At 68.7% G+C, this 23259-nt stretch carries 23 protein-coding genes and 2 pseudogenes; 20 read left to right on the top strand and 5 right to left on the bottom strand.

Going from position 1 to position 23259, the window contains the following annotated elements:
* Positions 1 to 197: 197 nt before the first annotated feature.
* A complete protein-coding gene (locus ACFWWR_RS05390) occupies positions 198 to 776 on the top strand; it encodes a biotin transporter BioY (protein WP_383874502.1) in 579 nt (192 codons plus the stop codon).
* Here ACFWWR_RS05390 and ACFWWR_RS05385 read toward each other — a convergent pair.
* Together ACFWWR_RS05385 and ACFWWR_RS05380 are read right to left on the bottom strand one after the other, a co-directional pair.
* A pseudogene (locus ACFWWR_RS05385) lies at positions 766 to 2138 on the bottom strand (FAD-binding oxidoreductase). The gene ACFWWR_RS05390 and the pseudogene ACFWWR_RS05385 overlap by 11 nt on opposite strands.
* A 73-nt stretch (positions 2139 to 2211) precedes the next feature.
* Positions 2212 to 2934 carry an LPXTG cell wall anchor domain-containing protein gene (locus ACFWWR_RS05380; RefSeq protein ID WP_383874504.1) on the bottom strand — a complete coding sequence of 241 codons (723 nt, stop codon included), beginning with the start codon at positions 2932 to 2934 and terminating at the stop codon, positions 2212 to 2214.
* Positions 2935 to 3119: 185 nt separating this feature from the next.
* On the opposite strand from ACFWWR_RS05380, the pseudogene ACFWWR_RS05375 reads away from it, so the two are divergent.
* Positions 3120 to 3932 (top strand): annotated as a pseudogene (locus ACFWWR_RS05375) (serine/threonine-protein kinase); the annotation flags it as partial.
* A gap of 1751 nt (positions 3933 to 5683) precedes the next feature.
* On the opposite strand, the gene ACFWWR_RS05370 reads toward ACFWWR_RS05375, so the two are convergent.
* Complete coding sequence (locus ACFWWR_RS05370; RefSeq protein ID WP_384302061.1) at positions 5684 to 7123, bottom strand: amino acid permease; 1440 nt, start codon at positions 7121 to 7123, stop codon at positions 5684 to 5686.
* Between the two features lie 229 nt (positions 7124 to 7352).
* On the opposite strand from ACFWWR_RS05370, the gene ACFWWR_RS05365 reads away from it, so the two are divergent.
* Complete coding sequence (locus tag ACFWWR_RS05365; protein ID WP_383874509.1) at positions 7353 to 7838, top strand: ribose-5-phosphate isomerase; 486 nt, start codon at positions 7353 to 7355, stop codon at positions 7836 to 7838.
* Between the two features lie 125 nt (positions 7839 to 7963).
* On the top strand, positions 7964 to 8773 hold the full coding sequence (locus ACFWWR_RS05360) for an Fpg/Nei family DNA glycosylase (RefSeq protein ID WP_383874510.1): 810 nt from the start codon (positions 7964 to 7966) through the stop codon (positions 8771 to 8773).
* A 7-nt stretch (positions 8774 to 8780) separates the two neighbouring features.
* Here the strand turns inward: ACFWWR_RS05360 and ACFWWR_RS05355 are convergent, their stop codons facing one another.
* Positions 8781 to 10010 carry a GNAT family N-acetyltransferase gene (locus ACFWWR_RS05355; protein WP_383874511.1) on the bottom strand — a complete coding sequence of 410 codons (1230 nt, stop codon included), beginning with the start codon at positions 10008 to 10010 and terminating at the stop codon, positions 8781 to 8783.
* Between the two features lie 162 nt (positions 10011 to 10172).
* Here ACFWWR_RS05355 and ACFWWR_RS05350 point away from each other — a divergent pair, with 162 nt between their 5' ends.
* From ACFWWR_RS05350 to ACFWWR_RS05315, 8 genes are all read left to right on the top strand, one after another.
* On the top strand, positions 10173 to 11360 hold the full coding sequence (locus tag ACFWWR_RS05350) for a PP2C family protein-serine/threonine phosphatase (RefSeq protein ID WP_384302059.1): 1188 nt from the start codon (positions 10173 to 10175) through the stop codon (positions 11358 to 11360).
* 158 nt (positions 11361 to 11518) lie between these two features.
* Positions 11519 to 11845 carry a hypothetical protein gene (locus ACFWWR_RS05345; RefSeq protein WP_383874515.1) on the top strand — a complete coding sequence of 109 codons (327 nt, stop codon included), beginning with the start codon at positions 11519 to 11521 and terminating at the stop codon, positions 11843 to 11845.
* 57 nt (positions 11846 to 11902) lie between these two features.
* Complete coding sequence (locus ACFWWR_RS05340) at positions 11903 to 12217, top strand: pore-forming ESAT-6 family protein (protein WP_383874516.1); 315 nt, start codon at positions 11903 to 11905, stop codon at positions 12215 to 12217.
* Between the two features lie 131 nt (positions 12218 to 12348).
* Positions 12349 to 12702 (top strand): DUF6507 family protein, encoded by a 354-nt coding sequence (locus ACFWWR_RS05335; RefSeq protein WP_384302058.1) that lies wholly within the window; start codon positions 12349 to 12351, stop codon positions 12700 to 12702.
* Positions 12699 to 15227 (top strand): hypothetical protein, encoded by a 2529-nt coding sequence (locus tag ACFWWR_RS05330; RefSeq protein WP_384302057.1) that lies wholly within the window; start codon positions 12699 to 12701, stop codon positions 15225 to 15227. Before ACFWWR_RS05335 ends, ACFWWR_RS05330 begins: the two co-directional genes overlap by 4 nt.
* A gap of 14 nt (positions 15228 to 15241) precedes the next feature.
* Positions 15242 to 15529 (top strand): hypothetical protein, encoded by a 288-nt coding sequence (locus ACFWWR_RS05325; protein WP_383874522.1) that lies wholly within the window; start codon positions 15242 to 15244, stop codon positions 15527 to 15529.
* A 30-nt stretch (positions 15530 to 15559) separates the two neighbouring features.
* Complete coding sequence (locus tag ACFWWR_RS05320) at positions 15560 to 15928, top strand: toxin-antitoxin system YwqK family antitoxin (RefSeq protein WP_384302055.1); 369 nt, start codon at positions 15560 to 15562, stop codon at positions 15926 to 15928.
* Between the two features lie 71 nt (positions 15929 to 15999).
* Positions 16000 to 16386, top strand: coding sequence for a hypothetical protein (locus ACFWWR_RS05315; protein WP_384302053.1), 387 nt, complete (start codon positions 16000 to 16002; stop codon positions 16384 to 16386).
* Between the two features lie 62 nt (positions 16387 to 16448).
* On the opposite strand, the gene ACFWWR_RS05310 is transcribed toward ACFWWR_RS05315, so the two are convergent.
* A complete protein-coding gene (locus ACFWWR_RS05310) occupies positions 16449 to 16862 on the bottom strand; it encodes an ATP-binding protein (RefSeq protein ID WP_384302051.1) in 414 nt (137 codons plus the stop codon).
* Between the two features lie 226 nt (positions 16863 to 17088).
* Between ACFWWR_RS05310 and ACFWWR_RS05305 the strand changes: the two genes are divergently transcribed.
* The 8 genes from ACFWWR_RS05305 to ACFWWR_RS05270 all read left to right on the top strand — a co-directional run bounded on the left by ACFWWR_RS05305 (position 17089) and on the right by ACFWWR_RS05270 (position 23245).
* Positions 17089 to 17940, top strand: coding sequence for a helix-turn-helix domain-containing protein (locus ACFWWR_RS05305; protein WP_384302049.1), 852 nt, complete (start codon positions 17089 to 17091; stop codon positions 17938 to 17940).
* An 8-nt stretch (positions 17941 to 17948) separates the two neighbouring features.
* A complete protein-coding gene (locus tag ACFWWR_RS05300) occupies positions 17949 to 18143 on the top strand; it encodes a DUF397 domain-containing protein (protein ID WP_383874528.1) in 195 nt (64 codons plus the stop codon).
* A 266-nt stretch (positions 18144 to 18409) separates the two neighbouring features.
* Positions 18410 to 18736 carry a hypothetical protein gene (locus ACFWWR_RS05295; protein WP_384302047.1) on the top strand — a complete coding sequence of 109 codons (327 nt, stop codon included), beginning with the start codon at positions 18410 to 18412 and terminating at the stop codon, positions 18734 to 18736.
* Positions 18737 to 18793: 57 nt separating this feature from the next.
* Entirely contained in the window at positions 18794 to 19108 is a 315-nt protein-coding gene (locus ACFWWR_RS05290) for a pore-forming ESAT-6 family protein (protein ID WP_384302037.1), read from the top strand.
* A 56-nt stretch (positions 19109 to 19164) separates the two neighbouring features.
* The gene (locus tag ACFWWR_RS05285) at positions 19165 to 19557 is read left to right on the top strand and encodes a DUF6507 family protein (RefSeq protein ID WP_384302045.1); all 393 of its coding nucleotides are present in this window, start codon (positions 19165 to 19167) and stop codon (positions 19555 to 19557) included.
* Positions 19554 to 22022: a hypothetical protein gene (locus ACFWWR_RS05280; protein ID WP_384302043.1), complete on the top strand. Its 2469-nt coding sequence runs from the start codon at positions 19554 to 19556 to the stop codon at positions 22020 to 22022. The genes ACFWWR_RS05285 and ACFWWR_RS05280 overlap by 4 nt, the downstream gene beginning before the upstream one ends.
* Positions 22023 to 22072: 50 nt before the next feature.
* Positions 22073 to 22783 (top strand): hypothetical protein, encoded by a 711-nt coding sequence (locus ACFWWR_RS05275; protein WP_384302041.1) that lies wholly within the window; start codon positions 22073 to 22075, stop codon positions 22781 to 22783.
* A 135-nt stretch (positions 22784 to 22918) separates the two neighbouring features.
* The gene (locus ACFWWR_RS05270) at positions 22919 to 23245 is read left to right on the top strand and encodes a hypothetical protein (protein WP_384302039.1); all 327 of its coding nucleotides are present in this window, start codon (positions 22919 to 22921) and stop codon (positions 23243 to 23245) included.
* Positions 23246 to 23259 lie beyond the last annotated feature (14 nt).

Raw genomic sequence — 23259 nt, 5'->3', positions numbered from 1 at the left:
TCTCCCGCCCCTTCGTATCCCACACCACGTCACCTCAGTGACCGGCATCACCTCGTGGCCGGTGTAACCCGCATTCTTTGTCCGGAGCCCACCAAGCCCGCGTCCGCCCCTTTGTCGAGCGCTGACGGTGATCGGCCCGAGGGCGCTGGGATAGCGTCACGGTGTCCCCCGTGCCCACACCATCTCGCGGAGTCCCCATGAGCACCGCTGCCGCCGTCCCCGCCCGCCCGGGGCAGGTCCTCGCCGACCTGCTCCCCGCCTCCCGTGTCCGGGACGTGGCCCTCGTGGTCGGCGGCGCCGCGCTCACCGGGCTGGCCGCCCAGATCGCGGTGCCCGTGCCGGGCTCCCCGGTGCCGGTGACCGGTCAGACCTTCGCCGCGCTGCTGGTCGGCACGACGCTCGGCGCGAGCCGCGGCCTCTCCGCGCTCGTCCTGTACGCGCTGGCCGGTCTCGCCGGTGTGCCGTGGTTCGCGGGCGGCACCTCCGGGGTCTCCGTCTCCTTCGGCTACATCCTCGGCATGATCCTCGCGTCCGCCGCCGTCGGCGCCCTGGCCCGCCGCGGCGCCGACCGCTCCATGCTCCGCATGGCGGGCACGATGCTGGTGGGCGAGGCGCTCATCTACGCCGTCGGCGTCCCGTACCTCGCCTACGCGGCCGACCTCTCGGTGTCCGCCGCGATCGCGGCCGGCCTGACCCCGTTCCTGATCGGCGACGCCGTGAAGGCGGCCCTGGCGATGGGCCTGCTGCCCTCCGCCTGGAAGCTCGTCAAGCGCTGATCTGGCCAGCTGTCCTGAAGAGGTTCGCCGGGTCGTACTGCGACTTCACCCCGGCGAGCCTCTTCTGCGTTTCCGCGTCGTACAACCCTTCGGTCCGATCGCCCGCCCCGAACGCGAAGTTGGCCGCCCGTCCGAGCGTGACGGGCGCGAGCAGGGCGAAGGCGGGGTCCAGGATCCGGCGGGCTTCCTCGCGATCGCCCATGGCCAACAACCGCACCAGGAAACGCCCTTCGCGATACGGCACCGAGTTCGGCGCGGGCCGCGCCGGCGCCCCGCCCAGATGATTGACCTGGACGACACACATGGCGCCCGCGTCCGGCCCGGTGCGCGCGAGCAGTCCGGCGGCCCTGTCGAGGTCCAGCTCGCTCAGCACCGCGCTGTCCCCGTAGTACGCGTGCGGGAAGTCGGGGTCGCTGTGGATGGTGTGGCTCTCGGCGTACGGCATCTCGCGCAGCGAGTCGGCGAGCACCGGCCCGGTCTCCCGCAGCGGGGCGGCGAGGCGGTCACCGTCGGCGCCGGTGTACGCGACCCGCACCGAGACGACGTACCGCCCCCGCAGCCGCACAGGCAACGCCGGCAGGTCCGGATACGGCACGGCCGCGAAGGACGACGTCAGCCCGTCGGGCACGGTCCGCGTCCACGCCTCGTACGCCCGCAGCACGACCTCCGGATCGACCTCGCGGCCGTCGAAGGCGAGCGAGCCGCCGTAGAGGGTGCGGACGGGGACGAGGCCGATCTCCAGTTCCGTGACGACGCCGAGGCCGAGGACGGATCCGCCGCCGAGCAGCGCCCAGTACAGGTCGGGGTCCACGTCGCGGGTCACGTGCCGTGGTTCGCCGTCGGCGGTCACGACGTCGAGTGCCCGCACATGATCGGCCGCGTAGCCGAACTCGCGGGCCAGGATGCCCAGTCCGCCGCCCAGGGTGAAGGAGACGGCGCCGACGGACGGCGCGGATCCTCCCCCACTGCTTAACGCGTGGGAGGTGCCCCCATTCACGGCGCGAGTCCGTACGGCTCGGCGGCCGCGACGACCTCGCCCCAGCGGACGCCCGCCTGGAGGCGGGCCGTGCGGGCCCCCGGGTCGATGTGGACGGCGCCCATGCGTGTGGTCGTGACGAGGAGCCAGCCCTCCGAGGTGCCGGGCAGCCCGTGCCCGGTGGCCTGCATGCCGACCGGCAGGTCCCGGTCCGCCGCGTACCGCACGGCGGTGACCACGTCGCCGGCGGAGCGGGCGGCGACCACGAGGGCGGGCCGCCGGGCGAACCCGGTCTGGAAACCGGCGATTTCGGCGTCGTAGCCGGGATCACCGGGGCGGAGGACGAGCAGGTCGGAGGTGTCGATGGGCTGGTTCGGGAAGCTCATGCGGCCGATGATGGAGGCATAACCTGACAGGTGCCGTCAGGTTATGCCTCCCGTGTTTTTCTTGCTTCCGGCGTCAGATCTCCTGCTGCCCCGGCCGCCGCTGCGACCACCACAGCCCGGCCGCACCGGCGGCCATCAGCGCCGTGCCCGCCGCCCCCAGCGGCAGGACGTCACGCTCGAAACCGGTCTTCGGCAGCTCGTCGCCGCCCGGACCGACCGGCTTGTTGTCGGTGCCGAGCAGCAGCGGGGTGGCCGGGGCGTTCGGCGACGGGTTCGCCGTACCGAACGGAACCGGTCCCTGCTGCCAGAACGTCTTCTTTCCGTCGCTGGTCTGCACCGGCAGACAGATCTTTCCGGTCTTGCCGAGATCGAATGTCGCGTCCACGGCGTACGACTTCGACTGACCGGCCGCGAGATTGTCGACTGGGCAGGCGAAACCACTGTTCGAGCCCTCCGGCAGATCCTTTTCGTCAATCGGCGAGCAACCTTGAACGTCCTTGACCGAAAGGCCGTCGAAACCGACGACCAAAAGCCTGATCTTTCCGCTGTCCTTGGTCCCCTCGTTCTTCACCGTGGCGGTGATGTCCGTTTCTTGCGAGCTGTTGTCCACCGAGATCTTCTCGGGCAGCAGCGTGGTCAGCTTCACGCCTGCCGGCGCCTCGTCAACGGCCTTTCCCCCCTTGCTGCTCCCGGGTCCCTGGTCATCCGCAACGGCGGTTCCGGAAAGGATCATCACGGCCGAGAAAGATGCCGTGACCAGCGATGCCGCGATGGTCGTTGCACGACGAGAACTCATGTTCGTCCCCCTTGGCTGCGCCTGAATTCGCAGTACTTGAAGAGGTACCACAAGATTTCTCCGCACTATGCTGGTACGGCGTGAAGTGTGACCATTGTGTTCCAGTCGGGAACGTCCGGAAGCATTGAGGGGGGTGCAGCGGATTGTTGGGGAATGCGAGGAGCGGCGGAGTTCCCGGGCTCCTGGTGACGGGGCGCTATCGCCTGGTCGAGAGTATCGGCCAGGGGGGAATGGGGCGGGTGTGGCGAGCCGCCGACGAAATACTCGACCGGCAGGTCGCCGTCAAGGAGATGCGCATAGACGGCCTCGACGCCGAGGACGCCCGCACCCGCCGCGAACGCACCCTGCGCGAGGCCAGGGCCACCGCCCGGATCGACCACCCCAACGTGGTGCGCGTGTACGACGTTGTGGACGAGGGCGAACGCCTGTGGATCGTCATGGAGTTGGTCGCCGGCCGCTCTCTCGAACGCGTCATGGCGGAGGAGGGCCCGCTCGGCCCGCGCGAGACCGCGCGGCTCGGGCTCGGCCTGGTGCAGGCGCTCCGCCAGGTGCACGACCGGGGCGTCCTGCACCGGGACATCAAACCGGGCAACGTCCTGGTGGAGAACGGCGCTCGGCGGATCGTGCTCACGGACTTCGGCATCGCCGCGATCCAGGACGCCAAGGCGCTCACCATGGTCGGCATGCTGGTCGGCTCGCCCGACTACATGGCCCCCGAGCGGATCTCCGGCCGCCCCCAGGGCCCGCCGTCCGACGTGTGGTCCCTCGGCGCGACACTGTGCGCGGCCATGGGCGGCCGCTCCCCCTTCTCCCGCGACACCACACTGGCGACCCTGCACGCGGTCCTGTACGAGGAGCCCGAACTCCCGGCGACGGTTGGCCCGTTGCGGGACATCCTGGCGGCCCTGCTGGAGAAGGACCCGACGGTCCGCCCCGGGCTTGCGGAGCTGGAGGCGTCCCTACGGCCACTCGCGTATCCGGCACCGCCGACGACACCGACTGTCCCGGTGGGCGGGGGAGAGGGGGTCGCCGCTTATCAGGAGGCGACGCCGGAAGCGGAGTCGGCCGAGGGGCCGTCCGTTGAGGGACGGTCGGTTGAGGGACGGTGGTTCGAGGGGAGTCCGGTCGAGGGCCGGCCGGTCGAGCGGCGGCTGGTCGAGGGCCGACCGGCCGAGGGACGGGATGAGGAGCGGGAAGCAGAGCCCGGGCCGGCGGCCGAACCGGAGGGGCCGGACATCCAGGACGCGACGCCACTCCTCCCGTCGGCAGCCGGGGAGTCGCCGACGCCCCCGTTCGTGAACACCCGGCACCTGCGCACGATGCGCGACCCCAGGACTCCGGCACCGATGCCGGGGCCCGAGCACGCACGGACGCCGGGGGTCGCACCCGTACCGACGTCCGGGGGCGCGCCCGTGTCCGGGGGCACCCCCGTATTTGCGCCCGCGTCGGGGTCCGGGTCCGCGCCCGCGTCGGGGTCCGGGTCCGCGCCCGCGTCGGGGTCCGGGTCCGTACCCGCGTCGGGGTCCGGGTCCGCGCCCGGGTCCGGGTCCGCGTCGGGGTCCGCGCCCGCGCCCGCGTCCGGGTCCGGGTCCGCGTCGGGGTCCGCGCCCGCGCCCGCGTCCGGGTCCGCGCCCTCATCGGCGTCCGCGTCCGGGTCCGGGTCCGCGCCCACATCCGGCCCCGAACCCGCCCCCGCTCCCCAACCCGCCCCTACTCCCCAACCCCCCAGCGCCTCCACCGAGGCCGCGTCGGGACTGCGCTCGGAGACGCGCTCCGAGACTCCGTCCGGCAACTCCGCGGGCACCGCACCAGCCGGAGCAACCCCGCCAACCGCTTCCGCGGGAGCATCCGCACCCGCTTCCGCGGAAGCATCCGCACCAGTTGCGCCCGCCCAGCCCCGCGGGATCAGCGCCGCGCCCACCGTCACCGGCGTCTCGCTCGCCCGCGCCCAGGCGGAGACCGAACGCCGTGCCGCGCCCGCCCCGGTCCCGCTTCCCATGCCGCCCGGCGAACTGCCCGGCCCCGCCGTTCCGGCGGATCCTCGGCGGCGCGGGCGGCGTGCGGGACGCCGCACGGGTCTCGTCGCCGCCGTCGGCGTGGTCATCGCGGGCGCGGTCGTCGCGATCGTCCTCGCGTCGGCCAACGGCTCACCGGACGACAACCGGGCGGGAGGGGCACCGTCGGCCTCCTCCGCGCAGTCCCCGTCCACCACGCCGAGCGACAGCCCTTCGCCCACGGTCGAGGGCACGTCGAGGCCGCAGAGCCTGCCGCCGGGCGCGCACCGGGAGGCGGGCGGGTTCGCGTGGGCGACGCCGGTCGGCTGGCGGCGGGACATCAAGACGGGCGCCGAGGTGCACTACACGTCCCCGGACGGCAAACAGGAGCTCGCCGCCAAGTCCTCCCTCGCCCGCGGCGACCTGATGGAGACCTGGCGGACCTCGGAACAGAACGCCCACCAGGGCAAGGACTACCGGAAGATCCGCTTGGAGGAGACGACGTTCCGCGGCAACCCGGCGGTCGTCTGGGAGTACACCTTCACCCTGGAGGGCGTCCCCTGGCACGCCCGGCTGCTGGGCTTCAACGAGGACGGAAAGTCGTACCAGATCAACACCTGGTACCAGCCGGACATCGAGACGCAGGCCCTCGGGACGTACGACAAGGTCAAGGACAGCTTCACCGTGCTGTGAGAGACGACGGAGGGGCCCGTACGCCGTAAGGCGCGGGCCCCTCCGTCGTTCACGGGCTGCGATCAGACCTTCGTGACCGCGCGCTCGCCCTTCACCTTCTCCTTCACGAGGGCGATGACGATCACGCCCGCCGCGACCAGCAGCGACAGCACCACGGTCTCGCGGCCGTCGTGCTCGGTGTCGGTCAGCATGTAGCCGAGGACGAACACGATGAGCGCGGCCGTGGCCCAGGTGAGGTACGGGTACAGCCACATCTTCACGACGAGCTTCTCCGGCGCCTCGGCCTGGATGATCTTCCGCATCCGCAGCTGCGAGAAGCAGATCACCAGCCAGACGAACAGGGCAACCGCACCCGAGGAGTTGACCAGGAAGAGGAAGATCTTGTCCGGGGAGAGGTAGTTGAAGAAGACGGCGACGAAGCCGAACACGACCGACGCGAGGATCGCCGCCATCGGCACGCCCCGGCCGTTGACCCGAGCGAACGCCTTCGGTGCGTCACCGCGTCGGCCGAGCGAGAAGGCCATGCGGGAGGCCGTGTAGAGCCCGGAGTTGAGACAGGAAAGGACCGACGTCAGCACGATGAAGTTCATGATCTGACCGGCGTGCGCTATGCCGAGGGAGTCGAGGGCGGCGACGTAGGAGCCGTCGTCCTGGATGGACTTGGCGTCCCACGGCAGCAGCGTCACGACGACGAAGATCGAGCCGAGGTAGAAGACGCCGATCCGCCAGATGATGCTGTTGGTCGACTTGGTCACGGCCCGCTGCGGGTCCTCGGACTCGCCGGCCGCCAGGGTCGCGATCTCGCTGCCCATGAAGGAGAAGACGACGAGCAGCACACCGGTGAGGATGGCTCCGGGCCCGTTGGGCAGGAAGCCGCCGTGGTCGGTGAGGTTGCCGAGCCCGGCCTGGTCGCTGTCGACGCCCGGCAGCACGCCGAAGACGGCGAGCCCGCCGATGACGATGAACGCACCGATCGCCACGACCTTGATCCCGGCGAACCAGAACTCGAACTCGCCGTAGGACCCCACGGACACCAGGTTGGTGGCGGTGAGCACCACCATCACGATGAGGGCCCACCCCCACTGCGGTACGGCGGGAATCCACCCTTCGAGAATCTTCGCTCCGGCGGTGGCCTCCACCGCGAGGACGACCACCCAGAAGAACCAGTACAGCCAGCCGATGGAGAACCCGGCCCACGGCCCGAGCGCCCGGTCGGCGTGCGCGGAGAACGAACCCGAGGTCGGGTTGGCGGCGGACATCTCGCCGAGCATCCGCATCACCAGCACCACGAGCGTGCCGACGAGCGCGTATGACAGGAGGATGCCGGGGCCCGCGGTGGCGATGCCGGAGCTGGATCCGACGAAGAGTCCGGCCCCGATGACACCGCCGATGGCGATCATCGAGAGATGCCGGTTCTTGAGTCCTGCCTGGAGGTCGCCGCCGGGTTCGCCGGGGGCGCCGGGGTCGTGACCAGCCTTGGGAAGGGTCGGCTGCGAGGTCATAGGAGGGGGATTCCTTTGCGCCGGGTGAGCTCTTCCCGCACGGGGGTGGTGCGGGTTCCCGTACGAGCGGCGTACGAGTCGGTCCAGTGAATCGGAGGCAAAGGGATTGGTGAACCTTTGATTCCGGATCGTTACTTGAGCTTTTCCTGAGGTTCTGTAGTGTTGCCCACAGTTTTCGGGATCGGCCCCCCGGGCTGCTGCCCGGAAACGCCCGTGTCACACTCGTCCCATGCGCGTGTATCTCGGTTCCGACCATGCCGGCTTTGAACTCAAGAACCACCTCGTCGAGTGGCTCAGGGAAGCGGGCCACGACCCGGTCGACTGTGGTCCCCACATCTACGACGCCCAGGACGACTACCCGCCGTTCTGCCTCCGCGCAGCCGAGCGGACGGCCGCGGACCCCGACGCCCTCGGCGTCGTCATCGGAGGCTCCGGCAACGGCGAGCAGATCGCCGCGAACAAGGTGAAGGGCGTGCGGTCGGCCCTCGCCTGGAGCGAGGAGACGGCGTCCCTCGGCCGTCAGCACAACAACGCGAACGTCGTCGCGGTGGGCGCGCGCATGCACACCCAGGAGGAGGCGACCAAGTTCGTCGAGACCTTCCTCAACACGCCCTTCTCGGGTGACGAGCGTCACATCCGCCGCATCGAGATGCTGGCCGGCTACGAGACGACGGGCGACCTGCCGCCGATCCCGGCGCACCACCCGCAGCAGTAGTCGCTACGGCACCTCTTGACCCACCTCGTCGGGTGGTGGGTGGGCATGGGCCAGAGGGTCCAGGGGGCGGAGCCCCCTGGCGGGGTCTGGGGCGGAGCCCCAGGGGTAGGGAAAGGAACCGCACTGTGCCGGAGGGGCACACCATTCACCGGTTGGCTCAGGACTACGCCGCCGCGTTTCTCCGCACGGCACCGCGGGTGACCAGCCCCCAGGGCAAGTTCACCGACTCCGCCGCCCTCCTCACCGGTACGGAACTCACCGCCACCGAGGCCCACGGCAAGCACCTCTTCCTCGGCTTCCGCAGCGGTGAGTGGATCCACATCCACCTCGGCCTCTTCGGCAAGATCACCTTCGGCCCGGCCCCGGCGCCCCCACCCACGGACACGGTCCGTCTCCGGCTCGCGAACAGCACGGCGTACGTCGATCTCCGCGGCCCGACGACCTGCGCCCTGATCACGGACACCGAGAAGGACGCGATACACGACCGCCTCGGCCCCGACCCCCTCCGTGCGGACGCCGACCCGAAGGCCGCCCACCGGCGGATCTCCCGCAGCCGTACGACGATCGCCGCCCTGCTCATGGACCAGAAGGTCGTGGCCGGCGTCGGCAACGTCTACCGCGCCGAGGTCCTCTTCCGGCACCGCATCGACCCGTACCGCACCGGCAGCAGCATCACCCCCACCGAGTGGGACGCGATCTGGCAGGACCTCGTCGGCCTCATGCGCGAGGGCGTCCGCAACAACCGCATCGACACCGTCCGCCCGGAACACACCCCTGAGGCGATGGGCCGCCCGCCGCGCGTCGACGACCACGGCGGCGAGGTCTACGTCTACCGCAGGGCCGACCAGCCCTGCCACATCTGTGGCGGCGAGATCCGCACCGCCGATCTCGCCGCCCGCAACCTCTTCTGGTGCCCGGCCTGCCAAAAGTCCTGAGGCCGCTCTAGAAGCCGTGCGGCAGCCAGGGCGCGACCGCCGATCCGAACCCCAAGGCCGCCTCCGCCAGCGCCCCCTGCCGCAGCTCCCGCACCCGCCCGGCCGCGCCCAGCGACGCCAGGCTCACCCCTCCGAGATACGCGGCCCCCAACTCCCGTGCGGAAAGGGCGAGATCGGCCGCATCCGTCGTACGACCGCACGACGCGCCCTTCGCGTCCCCGGTGAGCCGCCAACGCCCCGCGTTCCAGGGGCAGAAGTCGTCCTCGACCTCGAACACCACATCCACCGGCGCCTGATACGTCCGCGCCTCCAGCGCGGCGCCGACGTCCACCAGTCGGACGTACAACGAGTCCCGCACGAGCGTCCGGCACCGCCGGATGTCGGACACCAGGGACAGCCACGGTTCGTCCGAGGGCCGTCCCCGCGCGGTCAGCGTCGACGTCAGGTCGATCTCGAACAGAAACCGCCACAGCGCGGCATGCGCCGCCGGATCCAGGGCTTCCGCGTCCTGTACGACGACGACGCCCTTGGGTCCGGCGGTGTCCCACTCGGGCTTGATCCGGAAGCGCGCGTACCCCACGACCTCGCCGGCCCGCTCGGCCAGCACGCACTGCAGCGGTGACGCCCCGTCCCGGCCGCTCTCCGGATCGAGCACCACGAGCCGCTCCCACCCGGGCAGCCGCGCCAGCATCCCGGGCCGGCCGGACACCCTGCGCGCGTACACCGCCTCGCACACGTCGAGGACGTCGGCCGGCGCCGCGTACCGCAGGCGTACGTCATCGGTACCGGGCGGTACGGACAGCCGTACGCGCGCCGTGTCGACCTCGACGTTCACGCTGTGCGTTGCCGCGCCGTACCCGAACCGGCCGTAGATCTCCGGCTCCGAGGCCGTCAGGACGGCCAGCGGCCAGCCCCATTCCCGTACGTCGTCCAGCTGCCGCCGCATCATCGAGCGCAGCACCCCGCGCCGCCGGTGCGTGGCCGCCACGCTGACCATCGTCACGCCGGCCGCCGGCACCGCGGCGCCGCCCGGCACGGTCAGGCGGAAGCTGAACGCGCCCGCCGTGCCCACGCACGCGTCACCTTCCCAGACCCCGACAGAACGGTCGATCTCGGTGAGCGAGCGCCACAGCTCCCGCTCCTCGGGCGACTCCGGGATCCCGCCGAAGGCGCGGATCAAGTTGTCGTACCACTGGTCCCAGTCGTTCCGCTGCAGTACCCGCACGTCAGTCCCCATGCACCATGCCTACCAGGGCATTGCGGGACGGGCCAGGGAATTTCGCCTTGATGGCGCCACGATGGCTTTCTGTGAAGTTCACTGTGAAGTTGAGCCTCGGACGGGGGACAAGTGGGACCTCCCGTGCCAAGCACCTGGTTCGATGGATAGGGTCCCGAACTAATGGCAGCAGGACGAGACCGGCGCGCGGAAGCCGAGACGTTCGCGGCTCGGTGCAAGATGCAGTGGCACCGGGTCCGCGTCGGCCTGCGCAGAAGCGCCGTCGACTACTTCCGAGGCGACGGCTCCGACTGGGTCGCGCTCGCAGGTCTGCTCATCACCGTTCCCCTGATCGCGGCCACGACACTGGCCAACTCGGTGTGGTGCTCACCGGCCGCCCTGGTCCTGCCGATCGTCGCCGGCGGCCTGCTGCTGCGTCCGGCGAGCCTGCTGAGCCTGTACGCGGCAGCGGCGACCGCGCTGATCGTGGAGTCGGTGCAGCTGGGGCCGTACACGGAGGGCCCGTCCAGGGTCACCCCGGGCGTGGTCCTGGTGGTGGCCGCCTGCGGGTTCTTCGGTCTCCTCATCGCCCAGTTCCGCAGCCGCGTCGGCGTGCCCTGGCGGCGCGGCGGCACCATGCTCTTCGACCTGCGCGAACGCATCCGCGTCCAGAGCAAGCTGCCGCAGCTGCCGCAGGGCTGGCACCGGGAGATGGCGCTGCGCCCGGCGGGCGGCCAGTCGTTCTCCGGTGACTTCGTTGTCGCGGCCCGCACGAACGGCGGCCGCACGATGGAGGTCGTCCTGACGGACGTGTCCGGCAAGGGCATGGACGCGGGTTCGCGCGCACTGCTCCTGTCGGGAGCCTTCGGCGGCCTGCTCGGCTCTCTCCCGCCGCACGCGTTCCTGCCGGCGGCGAACGGCTATCTGCTCCGCCAGGACTGGGACGAGGGCTTCGCGACGTCGATCCACCTGGTCCTGGACCTGGACTCAGGGGACTACGAGCTCTACTCCGCGGGCCACCCGCCGGGCTTGCAGCTCAGCGCGGGGAGCGGCCGCTGGGAGGAGAAGGCCGCCGAGGGTCCGCTGCTGGGTGTGTACGACGGCGCCCAGTTCGACCCCGTGAAGGGCTCGCTGCGCCCGGGTGACGTGTTGATGCTGTTCACAGACGGTTTGGTGGAAACATCCGACCGCGACATCGTCGAGGGCATCGACCGCCTCACCGGCGAGGCCGACCGCTATGTCGCCGGCGGCTTCCACGGCGCTGCCTGGCACCTGATCGAGGCGGTGGCGAAGGACGTCAACGACGACCGGGCGCTGCTGCTGATCTGCCGTGAGGGGCCGACGGCGGCGTCCGTAACATCCGCTGCCTGAACCTTTGTCCGCATGTGTGCTCATACCTTGGTCATGGGTTTGTGCTGCCTCTGTAACTACCGTCGGCTCCCGATTGCCTGGGCGATCAGGGAGTTGGTAGAGATGTAATGCACACGATGTGGCGATGAGGAACCTAAGGACCCGACGGGGGAGGCCTGATGAAGTTCGACATGGGTGCGCAGACGCTGTCGCAGCTCCAGCGTGATTCGCGGGGGTCGAGTGATGATCTCGGTTCGTTGATCCGGCAGTTGGTGGATGCGGCGACGCCGTTGGAGGGCAAGTTCAACGGTTCGGGTCGGGCGATGTTCGACCAGTTCAAGGCGCAGGCGGACAGGATCACAGCTGACCTGAACGGCTCGTTGTCGGCGATCCTGGGCGGTCAGTCCGGGATGGACTCGGCGTTCAGCTCGGGTGACCAGGAGCAGGGCGACAACGCGAAGCAGCAGATGGGTGCCGCGAACTTCGACGCGGCGCGCTTCCGCTGAGTCCGACTCTTTCGGTTCGGTGCGGGCTTTCTTTCAACTCTCGGGGAGTGGTGTGTGATGGCGGGTGCCAATGCGGATCGTCGGTCGTACGACACGGGTGCGTCGGCTGATGCTCAGTCGAACATCCAGGTGGTGATCGGTCGTCTGGAAGAGGTGATCGGCAACCGTGACCGTCAGGTCAAGACGGCGATGGCCGACTTCACGGCGGACGGCGTGGCGGACGAGTACCACGGCAAGGAACAGCGGTGGACGAATGCCTCCAACGAGGTGAAGAACATCATCGCGCTGCTGAAGTCGACGCTGGAGAAGAACGACGGCACGGCGCAGTCGACGATCCAGCGGGCCAAGGCCGCGGTCGACAACATCGGCTGAGTGACCCTGTCGCAGGCAGGGTGTGGAGCAGTGGGGCCGTAGGGCTCTGCAGGTCTGTTGGACTGTAGGAACTTCGGGATACGGGGGCTGTTGTGTCGGGCTGGGATCTCAAGCCGCAGGGTATTTCCAGTGTGTTGAAGACGACGGGTGAGACCGCGTCGGGCCTGGAGAAGTACGCGAAGGCGTTCGGTGAGCATCTGACGTCGGCGGCGACCAGCGCCGGCACGATCTCCGCCGAGGGCGGCGGTGGTGGCGAGGGCGGCGAGAAGGCCGCGGGCGGTCTCGTCGCGCTTGCCTTGTCGCAGTACGCGGAGCGGGCGTCGAAGGACCTGCAGTACGTCGCGGCCCGTGCGGGCAAGTCGCTGCAGGGCGCGGTGGACGCGACGACGGCTTATCTGAATGGCGACCTGGAGATGGCCGCGGAGGCGCAGCGCAACACGCTGGCCGCGCCGAAGGTGGACATGCCGGGGGTGGGCAAGCGGTGATCCAGCCGGACCAGATCCCCCAGTTCACGGGGAACCTGCCGCAACTGGAGACCGACCACGCGGACTTGAAGAAGGACGCGGGCAACGTCCGCAAGACGGGCCAGGACGTCCACTCCCAGTTCCAGGGTCTGTCGGCGTACTACACCGCCCCCGACGCGGAGCAACTCTTCGCGACGACGAAGCCGGTCAAGGACCGCGCGGACACCTTCGCCGACAACCTGGAGACGGTGTCCTCCGCCCTGTCCTCGTACGCGACGGAGATCCGCCCCCTCGTCGACAAGCTGAAGCAGCTGAAGGCGGACGCGACGACGTTCGTGACGTCGGTCAAGGACGACGACGAGTGGGAGTACGACGAGGACAAGGTCGACAAGCACAACGAGATCCGGGACGAGATCACCGCGACGGTGGCGGCCTTCTGGGCGGCCGAGCGCACGTGCCACAACAAGATCACTGCCTTGTGGGGCGGCACGCAGATGGTGGCCGGGGACGGGTCGGAGCGTAAAGATCAGTACGGCTTCGCGGCTGACGACATGAAGAACGCGAAGCTTCCCTGGGGCGATCCGGTCGAGGAGAAGCACCACTGGTACGAGGTCGGCCACTGGGTGAAGTCGTTCGTGTGGGACGGCCTGATCGTGGACGGCGTCTGGGGCACCATCAAGGGCCTCGGCACGTTGGTCGGCTTCGGCGGCTGGGACGCGATGGGCCAGGCCTGGAAGGGCCTTGCGCAACTCGCGACCGGCCTGACGCTCAGCATGATGCCGGGTGCGCAGGTGCTGTTCTGGGCGCTGCCGGATGACAAGTTGCCGTCTTGGATCCGTGATTCGCGCACCGCGATGAAGGAGACCGGCAAGGCGTTGGTGGCGTGGGACGAGTGGGGCAAGAGCCCCGGTCGTGCCGCCGGTGCGGTCACCTTCAACGTGCTGACGACCGTCTTCACGGGTGGTGCGGGCGCCGGTGTCGCGGGTGCGGGCAAGGCCGGTGCGGTGGCGAAGGTGTTGTCGGTCGCGGGCAAGGCGGGCAAGGTCATCGACCCGATGACCTACATCGCCAAGGGCGCCGGTGCCGGTCTGTCGAAGATCGGCGACATCACGAAGGGCCTGCGGGGCGTCGGCGCGATCGACATCCCGACCCTCCCGGAGAACGCGTTCACTCTCCCCGAGGGCTCTTTGAGGCTCCCGGACGGCACCGTGCGGTTGCCCGAGGGCGCCACGATCCCGGACGGCGCGACCCGGCTCCCCGACGGCAACATCAAACTCCCGGACGACACCCCGGTCCTTCCCGCGGGCACGACGAAACTGCCGAGCGTGGACGGCTCCCCGGCCCAGTACATGGACCCGAACGGCAACCTCCTCGACAACCAGGGCAACGTGGTCGACAACGTCGACAACGCCCCCACGGACGTGGTGGACAGGCCGACGTCGGGCAACCCGGCGTCGGGGGCGGACGTCCCCCGCGTCGACTCCCCGGTGAAGGAACCGGCGCTGGTGGGCGCGGGCGCGCAGGCTGCCGAACAGGCAGGCCAGCACGTCCGCCTGGGCAGCGACCTTGGCGACGTTGGGCGGGTCGGGGAGGACGTGCCCACCACGCCGACGGTGCACGCGGGTGGCGACGTGCCCGCCGTCCACGCCGGAGGCGACCTCCCCGGCGGCACAGTGGGCAATCATCTGCCTGGCGGATCAGCGCATGAGAACGGTGCTGGCCCTTCCGCCGGCCATGAACCTCCGACCAACCACGCCGGCGGGCACACAGACAGTCCGACGAGCGGTCACCATGATGGTCCGAGCAGCAGTCACCACGATCAGTCTTCGACCGACCATGGCAACGGTGGCGCTCACAGCGACAGCACCGGAGGCAGTGGTGGCCACGGGCCTGGAGATGCGCCTGAGCCGAACGGAGCGACGCCGGACTCACCAGCAGGTGACTCAACTCCCTCCGCAGAGCCTCCGTCTCCGGGGACTGAGCCACCGCTTGATCCTCGGTTCGTCGACGACCGCATCAAGGAACTTGATGACAGGCAGGGCGGGGAAGGCCATGCGCCTGGTCGTCACCTGTACCCGGACGAGCAAGCCTTGCAGGATAGGTTGGGCACTCCGAAGCTCGACTCATCCGGAAACCCTCAGATGTACGGTCCCAATTCTGCTAACGCCGGGCATGTGAAATCGGAGAACAACGTTGATCCACTGACCGGGACCACGGTCGACGGCGTGCACGGCGGTGTCCACCGAGTAGGTCCGTACGCGACTCGGTTCGAGAATCCGGAGGACATGGTGAGGGCCGATCAGTACTTCCGCGACGAGATCTCACGTACCGGTGAGCCCCCGGACGCCGAGTTGCCGATCGAGGATCTACTCGGCCCCGAAGGTCACAAGCGCTTCAGCGGGTTCTACCGAAACCCGGCGGATCTGAACGAGTTCCTGCCTGTCGACTTCGCAGGCGGTACCATTCGCCCCATTTATCGTATGGAGGACGGGGACTGGAAGCTCATCACCATGTATGCCAACCCTGCCCCGGGCCGTCATCCGTAATCGAGGTTGAAGTCGTGAATAGGGAACTTGAGAAATTCGTCAAGGTGTACCTCGGTTTGGAGCAGGCCTACGACACCACGGGCTACCTGCGTCCCACCTTGCATGCCTTCAAGGAGGAGTACGTCAATGCGGTCCGAGCGGGGCTGGAGTCGGTGTTGCGTACGAGAGAGCTGTCAGTCGGTGATTACGAAGGCTTGACGGATATCGAGTTCGATAGCGAGGAAGCCCTTTATGAATATTTGGGCAGTGTGTATCGATATCTCTTCGAGGGACAGGAAAAGCAGCCCGCTCCGCCAAATTAAAACAGCTGACTACCTGCCCTCGCGGTAAGTGTGAAGCGTATCGACCTCGATGATCCCGAGGTGGACCTCGACTATGCTCAGCGACTCCTGTACCGGGGTGAACTCTTCACCGGTGAGGTCGAGGAGTACCTCGCAGGACATCGTGTGAGTCTGGTGGCCTACACGGACGGTTACCGGGACGGACCGTTCCGTGAGTGGTTCAAGAGCGGAGCCCTTCGCGCAGAGGGAATGATGCGGATGGGCAGCTTGTCAGGGGAGTGCAAGAGCTGGCACGAGAGCGGCGTTCTCGCCACGAAGAAGCTTCACAGCACCGACGGCGGTACCCCGCTCTCCCACTATGAGTGGGATGAGGAAGGAAGCCCGACCCGGGCTTGGGAGAACACGACTCCGCAGGGTTGACACCGCTGTCCGACAGGAAGGGCCCTAGGAAGCCGAATGTCAGGCGAGTCGCCGACCGGGATTTCGACGGCATGCTGAAGATCGCAGATCACTTCCAAGAGCTGTGGTCGCCTTCCTTCGGGGTGCCGCGAGGGAGTGTGCGGGATTTCCTCGCTGATTCCGCATACGTCGATGAGCAGGGGATCACCCAGTACGTGCTGGCCGGGCATGATCTCTTCAGCGTCATGGGCTCGTCCGAGGACGTTCTGGGTTCTGGTCAGACCGTCATGGGTGGCGACGCCATCCACTCGGACGGGGAGTGGGTGTGGCGAGGAGACCTCTGGTTCTACGTGAGAGCCCATCACGTCGCTCTGCCGACCGAATTCCTGGAGCGGATCAGGGGTTTCCACTACGCCGTGCCGACTGAGGATCTGTCGAGCCTGATGGAAATCGCCAGGGAAATCCGCATCCGACTGTGAACCCGTCGACCTCGATGATCTGAAGGGCCTGCCCGACCTGGGTGCTGAGGGCTACGTCTCCTTTAGGCCGCCTTCAGCTCGCACCACACGTACTTGCCCCGGTTGCCGAGTCTGCTCAGCGGCTGCCAGCCCCAGGTGTCGGCGCACGCTCGGACCAGTGCCAGCCCGCGTCCGTCCTCGTGGTCGGGCTCCTGTTCCAGCAGCCGTGGCGGTTCAGGCGGTTCGGGATCCGCGTCCCACGCCCCGATCCGCAGGACGCCCGCCGACCAGCGCACGCGCAGGGTGGCGGGCCCCTTGGTGTGGCGTACGGCATCGGAGACCAGCTCGGCCGCGAGGAGTTCCGCCACGTCGACCAGGCCGATCAGTCCGTGCATCGTCAGGATCAGGCGCAGGGTGCGGCGGCTGACGGTGACCGCGCGTAGGTCGTTGGGGATGTAGAGGGAGTACTCCCACGGTTCGGCTTGGTTTTCGGGCACGCGTGAACTCCGTTCAAGTGGTGGGGGGTTGCGGTCGGCGGGCGGTGGCAGTGCCGCAGCCGTCATGGCAGGACGGGGCGGTGCGCTTCCGGTGCCCCGGTGTTTCCGCAGCGTGTGCGTCGCGTCACTGACGGTAGACCTTAGATTTAACCTGGAGCAAGCTGGTCGCGTAATCTGACGCCCGAAAGAGTCGAGCTGCAAGGCGCGTTGAACGAAGGGGCGGTCGATGGGGACCAGGCGCGAACCAACGGCACGACAGATGCGTCTGGCGGTCGAACTGCGCAGGCTCCGGGACGCGGCAGGTCTCAGTGCACGCGAGGCGGCGGGGCTGCTCGGCGTGAACTCCGTCCAGATCAGTCAGATCGAGTCCGGCGTCACAGGCGTGAGTGAGCAGCGGCTTCGCCGCCTTGCGGCCCACTACGCCTGCACGGACGAGGCATTGGTCGACGCCTTGGCCGCGATGGCGACCGACCGGGCACGCGGCTGGTGGGAGGAGTACAGGGGTCTCCTGCCGACCTCGTTCCTGGACCTGTCCGAGCTGGAGCACCATGCCGCCTACCGATGGGACGTGGACTTCCTGCACGTGCCGGGACTTCTTCAGACGGAGGACTACGGTCGGGCCCTGTTCTCGCGCAGGGTTCCCGAACTCCCCGAGGGCGAGGTCGAGTTGCGCGTCCGGCATCGAATGCAGCGGCGGGTCATCCTTGAGAAGTCGCAGCCGATCACGTACGAGGCGTTGGTGCACGAGGCGGCGCTGCGGATCAGAGTCGGCGGCAGGGTCACCTCACGTGCTCAGCTTGCCCGCATCCTGGAGTTCTCCGAAGCCGACCATGTCACCGTCCGCGTCATCCCCTTCGACCTGGACGACTTCGCCGACATGACAGCCGCCATGGTGTACGCCGGCGGCGTCGTCCCAAGGCTGGACACCGTGGTCCGTGATGGTCCTCACGGCACGCTCTTCATCGACTCCGAAGCTCAACTCGGCGTGTTCCGAACACTCTTCCGTAGAGTGGAGGCGGTGTCACTCGACCCCGACCGGTCGCGTGACTTCATCCACAGTCTGGCCAAGGAACTGTGAGGCGCCCGGTGATCACCCCCGAGAACTGGCGGAAGTCGTCCTACTCCGGCAGCGGCGACGGCAACGCCTGCATAGAGGTCGCAAACGACCCCGCCCGAGTAGCGATACGAGACACCAAGGACCCCTCTTACGGACCCCTCCTCTTCCCGACCGGAACCTTCGTCGCATTCGTCGAGTCCCTCAAGGCCGACTCCGCCGTGTGATCGCCCGTACGGACGTCACCCGTGCCCTTGGGGCGGGATGACGCGGTCTTGCCATGGAGGCGCCGTGGCTGGTTCTCGACCACCGCTGCCATGGGCGGTCCTCGTCAACTCACCTACGTGGTAAGGGGATCCCCGCCGAGTCGTGGTGCTCCTGTGCCTGCTGAGGGCTTTGATTGCACAGACAACTATCGGGTTGATAGAGATGGGGGAGACTTGCGAGGCGGACCGGGCACGGTCCGCCGTAGCAGCCCGACGGGGGAGGCCTGATGAAGTTCGACATGGGCGCGCAGACGCTCTCGAATCTGCAGCGTGATTCGCGGGGGTCGAGTGATGACCTGGGTTCGTTGATCCGGCAGTTGGTGGATGCGGCGACGCCGTTGGAGGGGAAGTTCAACGGTTCGGGTCGGGCGATGTTCGACCAGTTCAAGGCGCAGGCGGACAGGATCACGTCGGATCTGAACGGGTCGTTGTCGGCGATCCTGGGTGGTCAGTCGGGGATGGACTCGGCGTTCAGCTCGGGTGACCAGGAGCAGGGTGACAACGCGAAGCAGCAGATGGGTGCGGCGAACTTCGATGCGGCGCGTTTCCGCTGAGTTTGGCCCCCTTCGCGCGGTGCGGGCTGTGTTTCGACTTTCGGGGAGTGGTGTGTGATGGCGGGTTCTGGTGCGGATCGTCGGTCGTACGACACGGGTGCGTCGGCTGATGCTCAGTCGAACATCCAGGTGGTGATCGGTCGTCTGGAAGAGGTGATCGGCAACCGTGACCGTCAGGTGAAGAACGCGATGGCGGACTTCACGGCGGATGGCGTGGCGGACGAGTACCACGGCAAGGAACAGCGGTGGACGAACGCCTCCAACGAGGTGAAGAACATCATCACGCTGCTGAAGTCGACGCTGGAGAAGAACGACGGCACGGCGCAGTCGACGATCCAGCGGGCCAAGGCCGCGGTCGACAACATCGGCTGAGCGCGGCACAGGGCTGAGGAAACCAGGACTGAGGGAACGTCGGGGATGCGGGGACTGTGGTGTCGGGCTGGGATCTGAAGCCGCAAGGCATTTCCAGTGTGTTGAAGACGACGGGTGAGACCGCGTCGGACCTGGAGAAGTACGCGAAGGCGTTCGGTGAGCATCTGACGTCGGCGGCGACCAGCGCCGGCACGATCTCCGCCGAGGGCGGTGGCGGCGAGGGCGGTGAGAAGGCCGCGGGCGGCCTGGTCGCCCTCGCGTTGTCGCAGTACGCGGAGCGGGCGTCGAAGGACCTGCAGTACGTCGCGGCCCGGGCGGGCAAATCGCTGCAGGGCGCGGTGGACGCGACCACGGCTTATCTGAATGGCGATGAGGCAATGGCCGCCGATGCGCAGCGCAACGCGTTGTCCGCGCCGGCGGTGGATCTGCCGGGAGTGGGCAAGCGGTGATCAAGCCGGACCAGATACCCCAGTTCACGGGTGACCTGGCGCAGCTGGAGACGGACTACGCGGACCTGGGGAAGGACGCGTCCGAGGTCCGCAAGACCGGCGGGGACGTGCATACGCAGTTCCAGGGCCTGTCGGCGTACTACACGGCTCCGGAGGCGGAGCAGTTGTTCGCGACGACGAAGCCGGTCAAGGAGCGCGCGGACACGTTCGCCGACGACCTGGAGAAGGTGTCCGGCGCGCTGTCGTCGTACGCCACGGAGATCCGTCCCCTCGTCGACAAGCTGAAGCAGCTGAAGACGGACGCGACGACCTTCCTCGCGGCGGTCAAGGACGACGACGAGTGGGAGTACGACGGCGACAAGGTCGACGAGCACAACCAGATCCGGGACGACATCACCGCCACGGTGGCGGCGTTCTGGGCGGCCGAGCGCACCTGCCACAACAGGATCACCGCCCTGTGGGGCGGGACGCAGATGGTCGCCGGGGACGGCTCCGACCGCAAGGACCAGTACGGCTTCGACGCCGAGGACATGAAGGACGCGCAGCTTCCCTGGGGCGACCCGGTGGAGGAGAAGCACCACTGGTGGGAGATCGGCCACTGGCTGAAGTCGTTCTTCTGGGACGGCCTGATCGTCGACGGCATCTGGGGCGCCATCAAGGGCCTGGGCACGCTGCTCGGGTTCAACGGCCTGGAGGCGATGGGCCAGGCCTGGAAGGGCCTTGCCCAGCTGGTCACCGGTCTGGTGGTCTCCGTCATTCCGGGTGCGGGCGCGCTGTTCTGGACGCTGCCGGACGACAAGATGCCGTCGTGGCTGCGTGATTCGCGTACGGCGATGAAGGAGACCGGCAAGGCGCTGGTGGCGTGGGACGAGTGGGGCAAGAACCCTGCCCGCGCGGCCGGCCTGGTCACCTTCAACGTGCTCACCACCGTCTTCACGGGCGGTGCGGGGGCTGCCGCAGCGGGCGTGACGAAGGCCGGTGCGGTCTCCAAGCTGCTGTCGGCGGCGGGCAAGGCGGGCAGGATCATCGACCCGATGACCTACATCGTCAAGGGCGCCGGTGCCGGTCTGTCGAAGATCGGCGACATCGTGCGGGGCCTCCGGGGCGTCGGCAACGTCGACATCCCCACGCTCCCGGACAACGCTGTCACCCTGCCGGAGGGCTCGCTGAGGCTCCCGGACGGCACCGTGCGGCTGCCGGAGGGCGCGGCACTCCCCGAGGGCGCCACCAGGCTCCCCGACGGGAGCGTGCGGCTGCCGGAGCAGTCGGTCGCGCTGCCGGAGGGCACGATCGACCTCGGGACGCCGGAAGGCGCTCCCGCCCAGTACATGGACGCCGACGGCAACCTCCTGGACAGCCAGGGCAGCGTCGTCCAGCACGCCGACCAGGCACCCGCGGAGACGGTCGTCGACACGGCCGACACCACACCGACGGCAGGCGCCGGAGGCTCGCAGGTCGACGCCCCGGTCAAGGAACCGGCCCTGGTCGGCGCCGGCGACAACGCGGCGGGCGGCGCGGGTCACTCCTCCGGCACCGAAGGCGTACCCACGCGGCCGGACGACGGCCTGCCCGGCAACGCGCACCCCAGCGACCCGCCCGCGCCCGTCGGCGGACACGGTGACGACGTGGCCTCGGGCGCCGATGACGTACCCGCGCGTGGCGACGACGTGCCTCCGCACGGCGATGACGCACCGGCGCGTGGCGACGACGCACCCCCGCACGGCGATGACGCACCCCCGCACAGCGACAACGCGGACGCGGGCCCCGCCGGACAGCACGCCGACGACGGCGGCTCTTCCCCCGCGGATCGCGCCGACGACTCGACGGGCGGGACGGACGGCGACGGCGTCGCACCTGCCACGGACGAGACTCCGCCCAAGACCTCGGCGGAAGACGAACCCCCCATCATCCGGCAGGACGACGACTTCAACGCCACCCACAACCAGTACGGGCTGCGCAAGTCGCGGTTCGACCCGGACGCCGGCATCGTGCCGGCCAATCCGGACGGAAAGATCACGCCCCTCGAGCACGTGCTGGGCGGCGCGAACCCCAAGGCCAAGGAGTCGAGCCAGTTCACCTCCTTCGCTCCGAAGGACGGGACCGGCAAGGTCTACGGCGCCCAGGAAGTCAGCATCGACTACCGGCGGCTGCAGGCGGACATCGACGCCGGCAAGGTCTCGAACGTCGAGATCCTGCGTCCTGAGCAGATCCAGCAGAGCATCAGCGACGACATCACCAAGACGGCCGGCAAGGACGTGGAGGTGCCGGCGACTCTCAAGCCGACGGACACCGACGCGGTGACCAAGTTCGTCAACGACCTCGGTCTGAGCAAGGGCAAGACCAGCAAGGTGCACCGCAGGGTCATGGCGCTGCTCAACACCCGACGCGACGGCGAATGGCTGATCAGCGGGATCGTCCCGAAGGACTACGTGAACGGCCCCTACCCGACGACCAAGACGCCGTGACGAGCCGGATAACGTGATCCAGCGAGCCGACCTGAGCACAGGAGTACCGATTGTCCGACAGCCAAGGTCCATGGGAGCCGAGCGCCAGAGTCGCCCAACTGCTCTTCGTGGACTTCGACGGCACCGCCGCCGATCCCGATGACGTCATCAGCGAGGGACTCGACGGTGGCTACCAGGAGCGTTCCGAGGCGCTGAAGGAAGTCCTGCGGGATCCCGACGAGGATCCGGCAGGCCGCTTCCTGGCCTGCGCCGCGCTCACCCGCTGGGCGGACGCGGTCGGATACGAAGCGGTGGTTCAGGCGGCCCGGTCGCCGGAATCCGCCGCATGGCGGGGAGCCTCGTACGACCGGCTGCACGGGCAGGACGACACCTTCGGGGTGCTCGCCGACGCCGTGGGGGACAGTGCCGACATGGTCGAGGAGCGCGGCACGGCGGACGAGCGGCTCAAGGCGGCCGAGGCGCTGCTGCTCGTCGCGGACCGCGTGCAGTTCGACCGGCACATCAGCGCGCTGCTGCGTCGGGAACTCGTCACTCTTCTCCTGCCTGCCATCAAAACCGCAGTCGAGCGCGGCATCGCGAGGCTCGCGGAGGAACAACCCTCGTACGACCTCGGCCTGCAACTGGCGCTGATGACCGCCGCCGCCCACCCCGTCGACACGACGTGGGCCCTGGATGCCGCCCGCCGCCTCCTCGCCGTCAAGCCCGGTGAACGCGCTGTGACGGAGCTGCAGGATGCGATTCCGGAGACTCGGGAGACCTGACGGCCGAGTTGTGGTGCTTGTGTGAGTGCCGGGGACCTCGATTGCAGCGGCAACTGCCGGGTTGATAGAGATGGGACGAGAGTTATGAGGCGGACCGGGCACGGTCCGCCGTAGCAGCCCGACGGGGGAGGCCTGATGAAGTTCGACATGGGCGCGCAGACGCTGTCGCAGCTCCAGCGTGATTCGCGGGGGTCGAGTACTGATCTCGGTTCGTTGATCCGGCAGTTGGTGGATGCGGCGACGCCGTTGGAGGGGAAGTTCAACGGTTCGGGTCGGGCGATGTTCGACCAGTTCAAGGCGCAGGCGGACAGGATCACGTCCGACTTGAACGGGTCGCTGTCGGCGATCCTGGGTGGTCAGTCGGGGATGGACTCGGCGTTCAGCTCGGGTGACCAGGAGCAGGGTGACAACGCGAAGCAGCAGATGGGTGCGGCGAACTTCGATGCGGCGCGTTTCCGCTGAGGTTGGTCTGAGTC

The organism is Streptomyces sp. NPDC058678 (assembly GCF_042714835.1).
Taxonomy (GTDB): Bacteria; Actinomycetota; Actinomycetes; order Streptomycetales; family Streptomycetaceae; genus Streptomyces.
The sequence above is the reverse complement of the archived record's forward strand: the minus strand, read 5'-3'. Positions and strand labels throughout refer to the sequence as shown.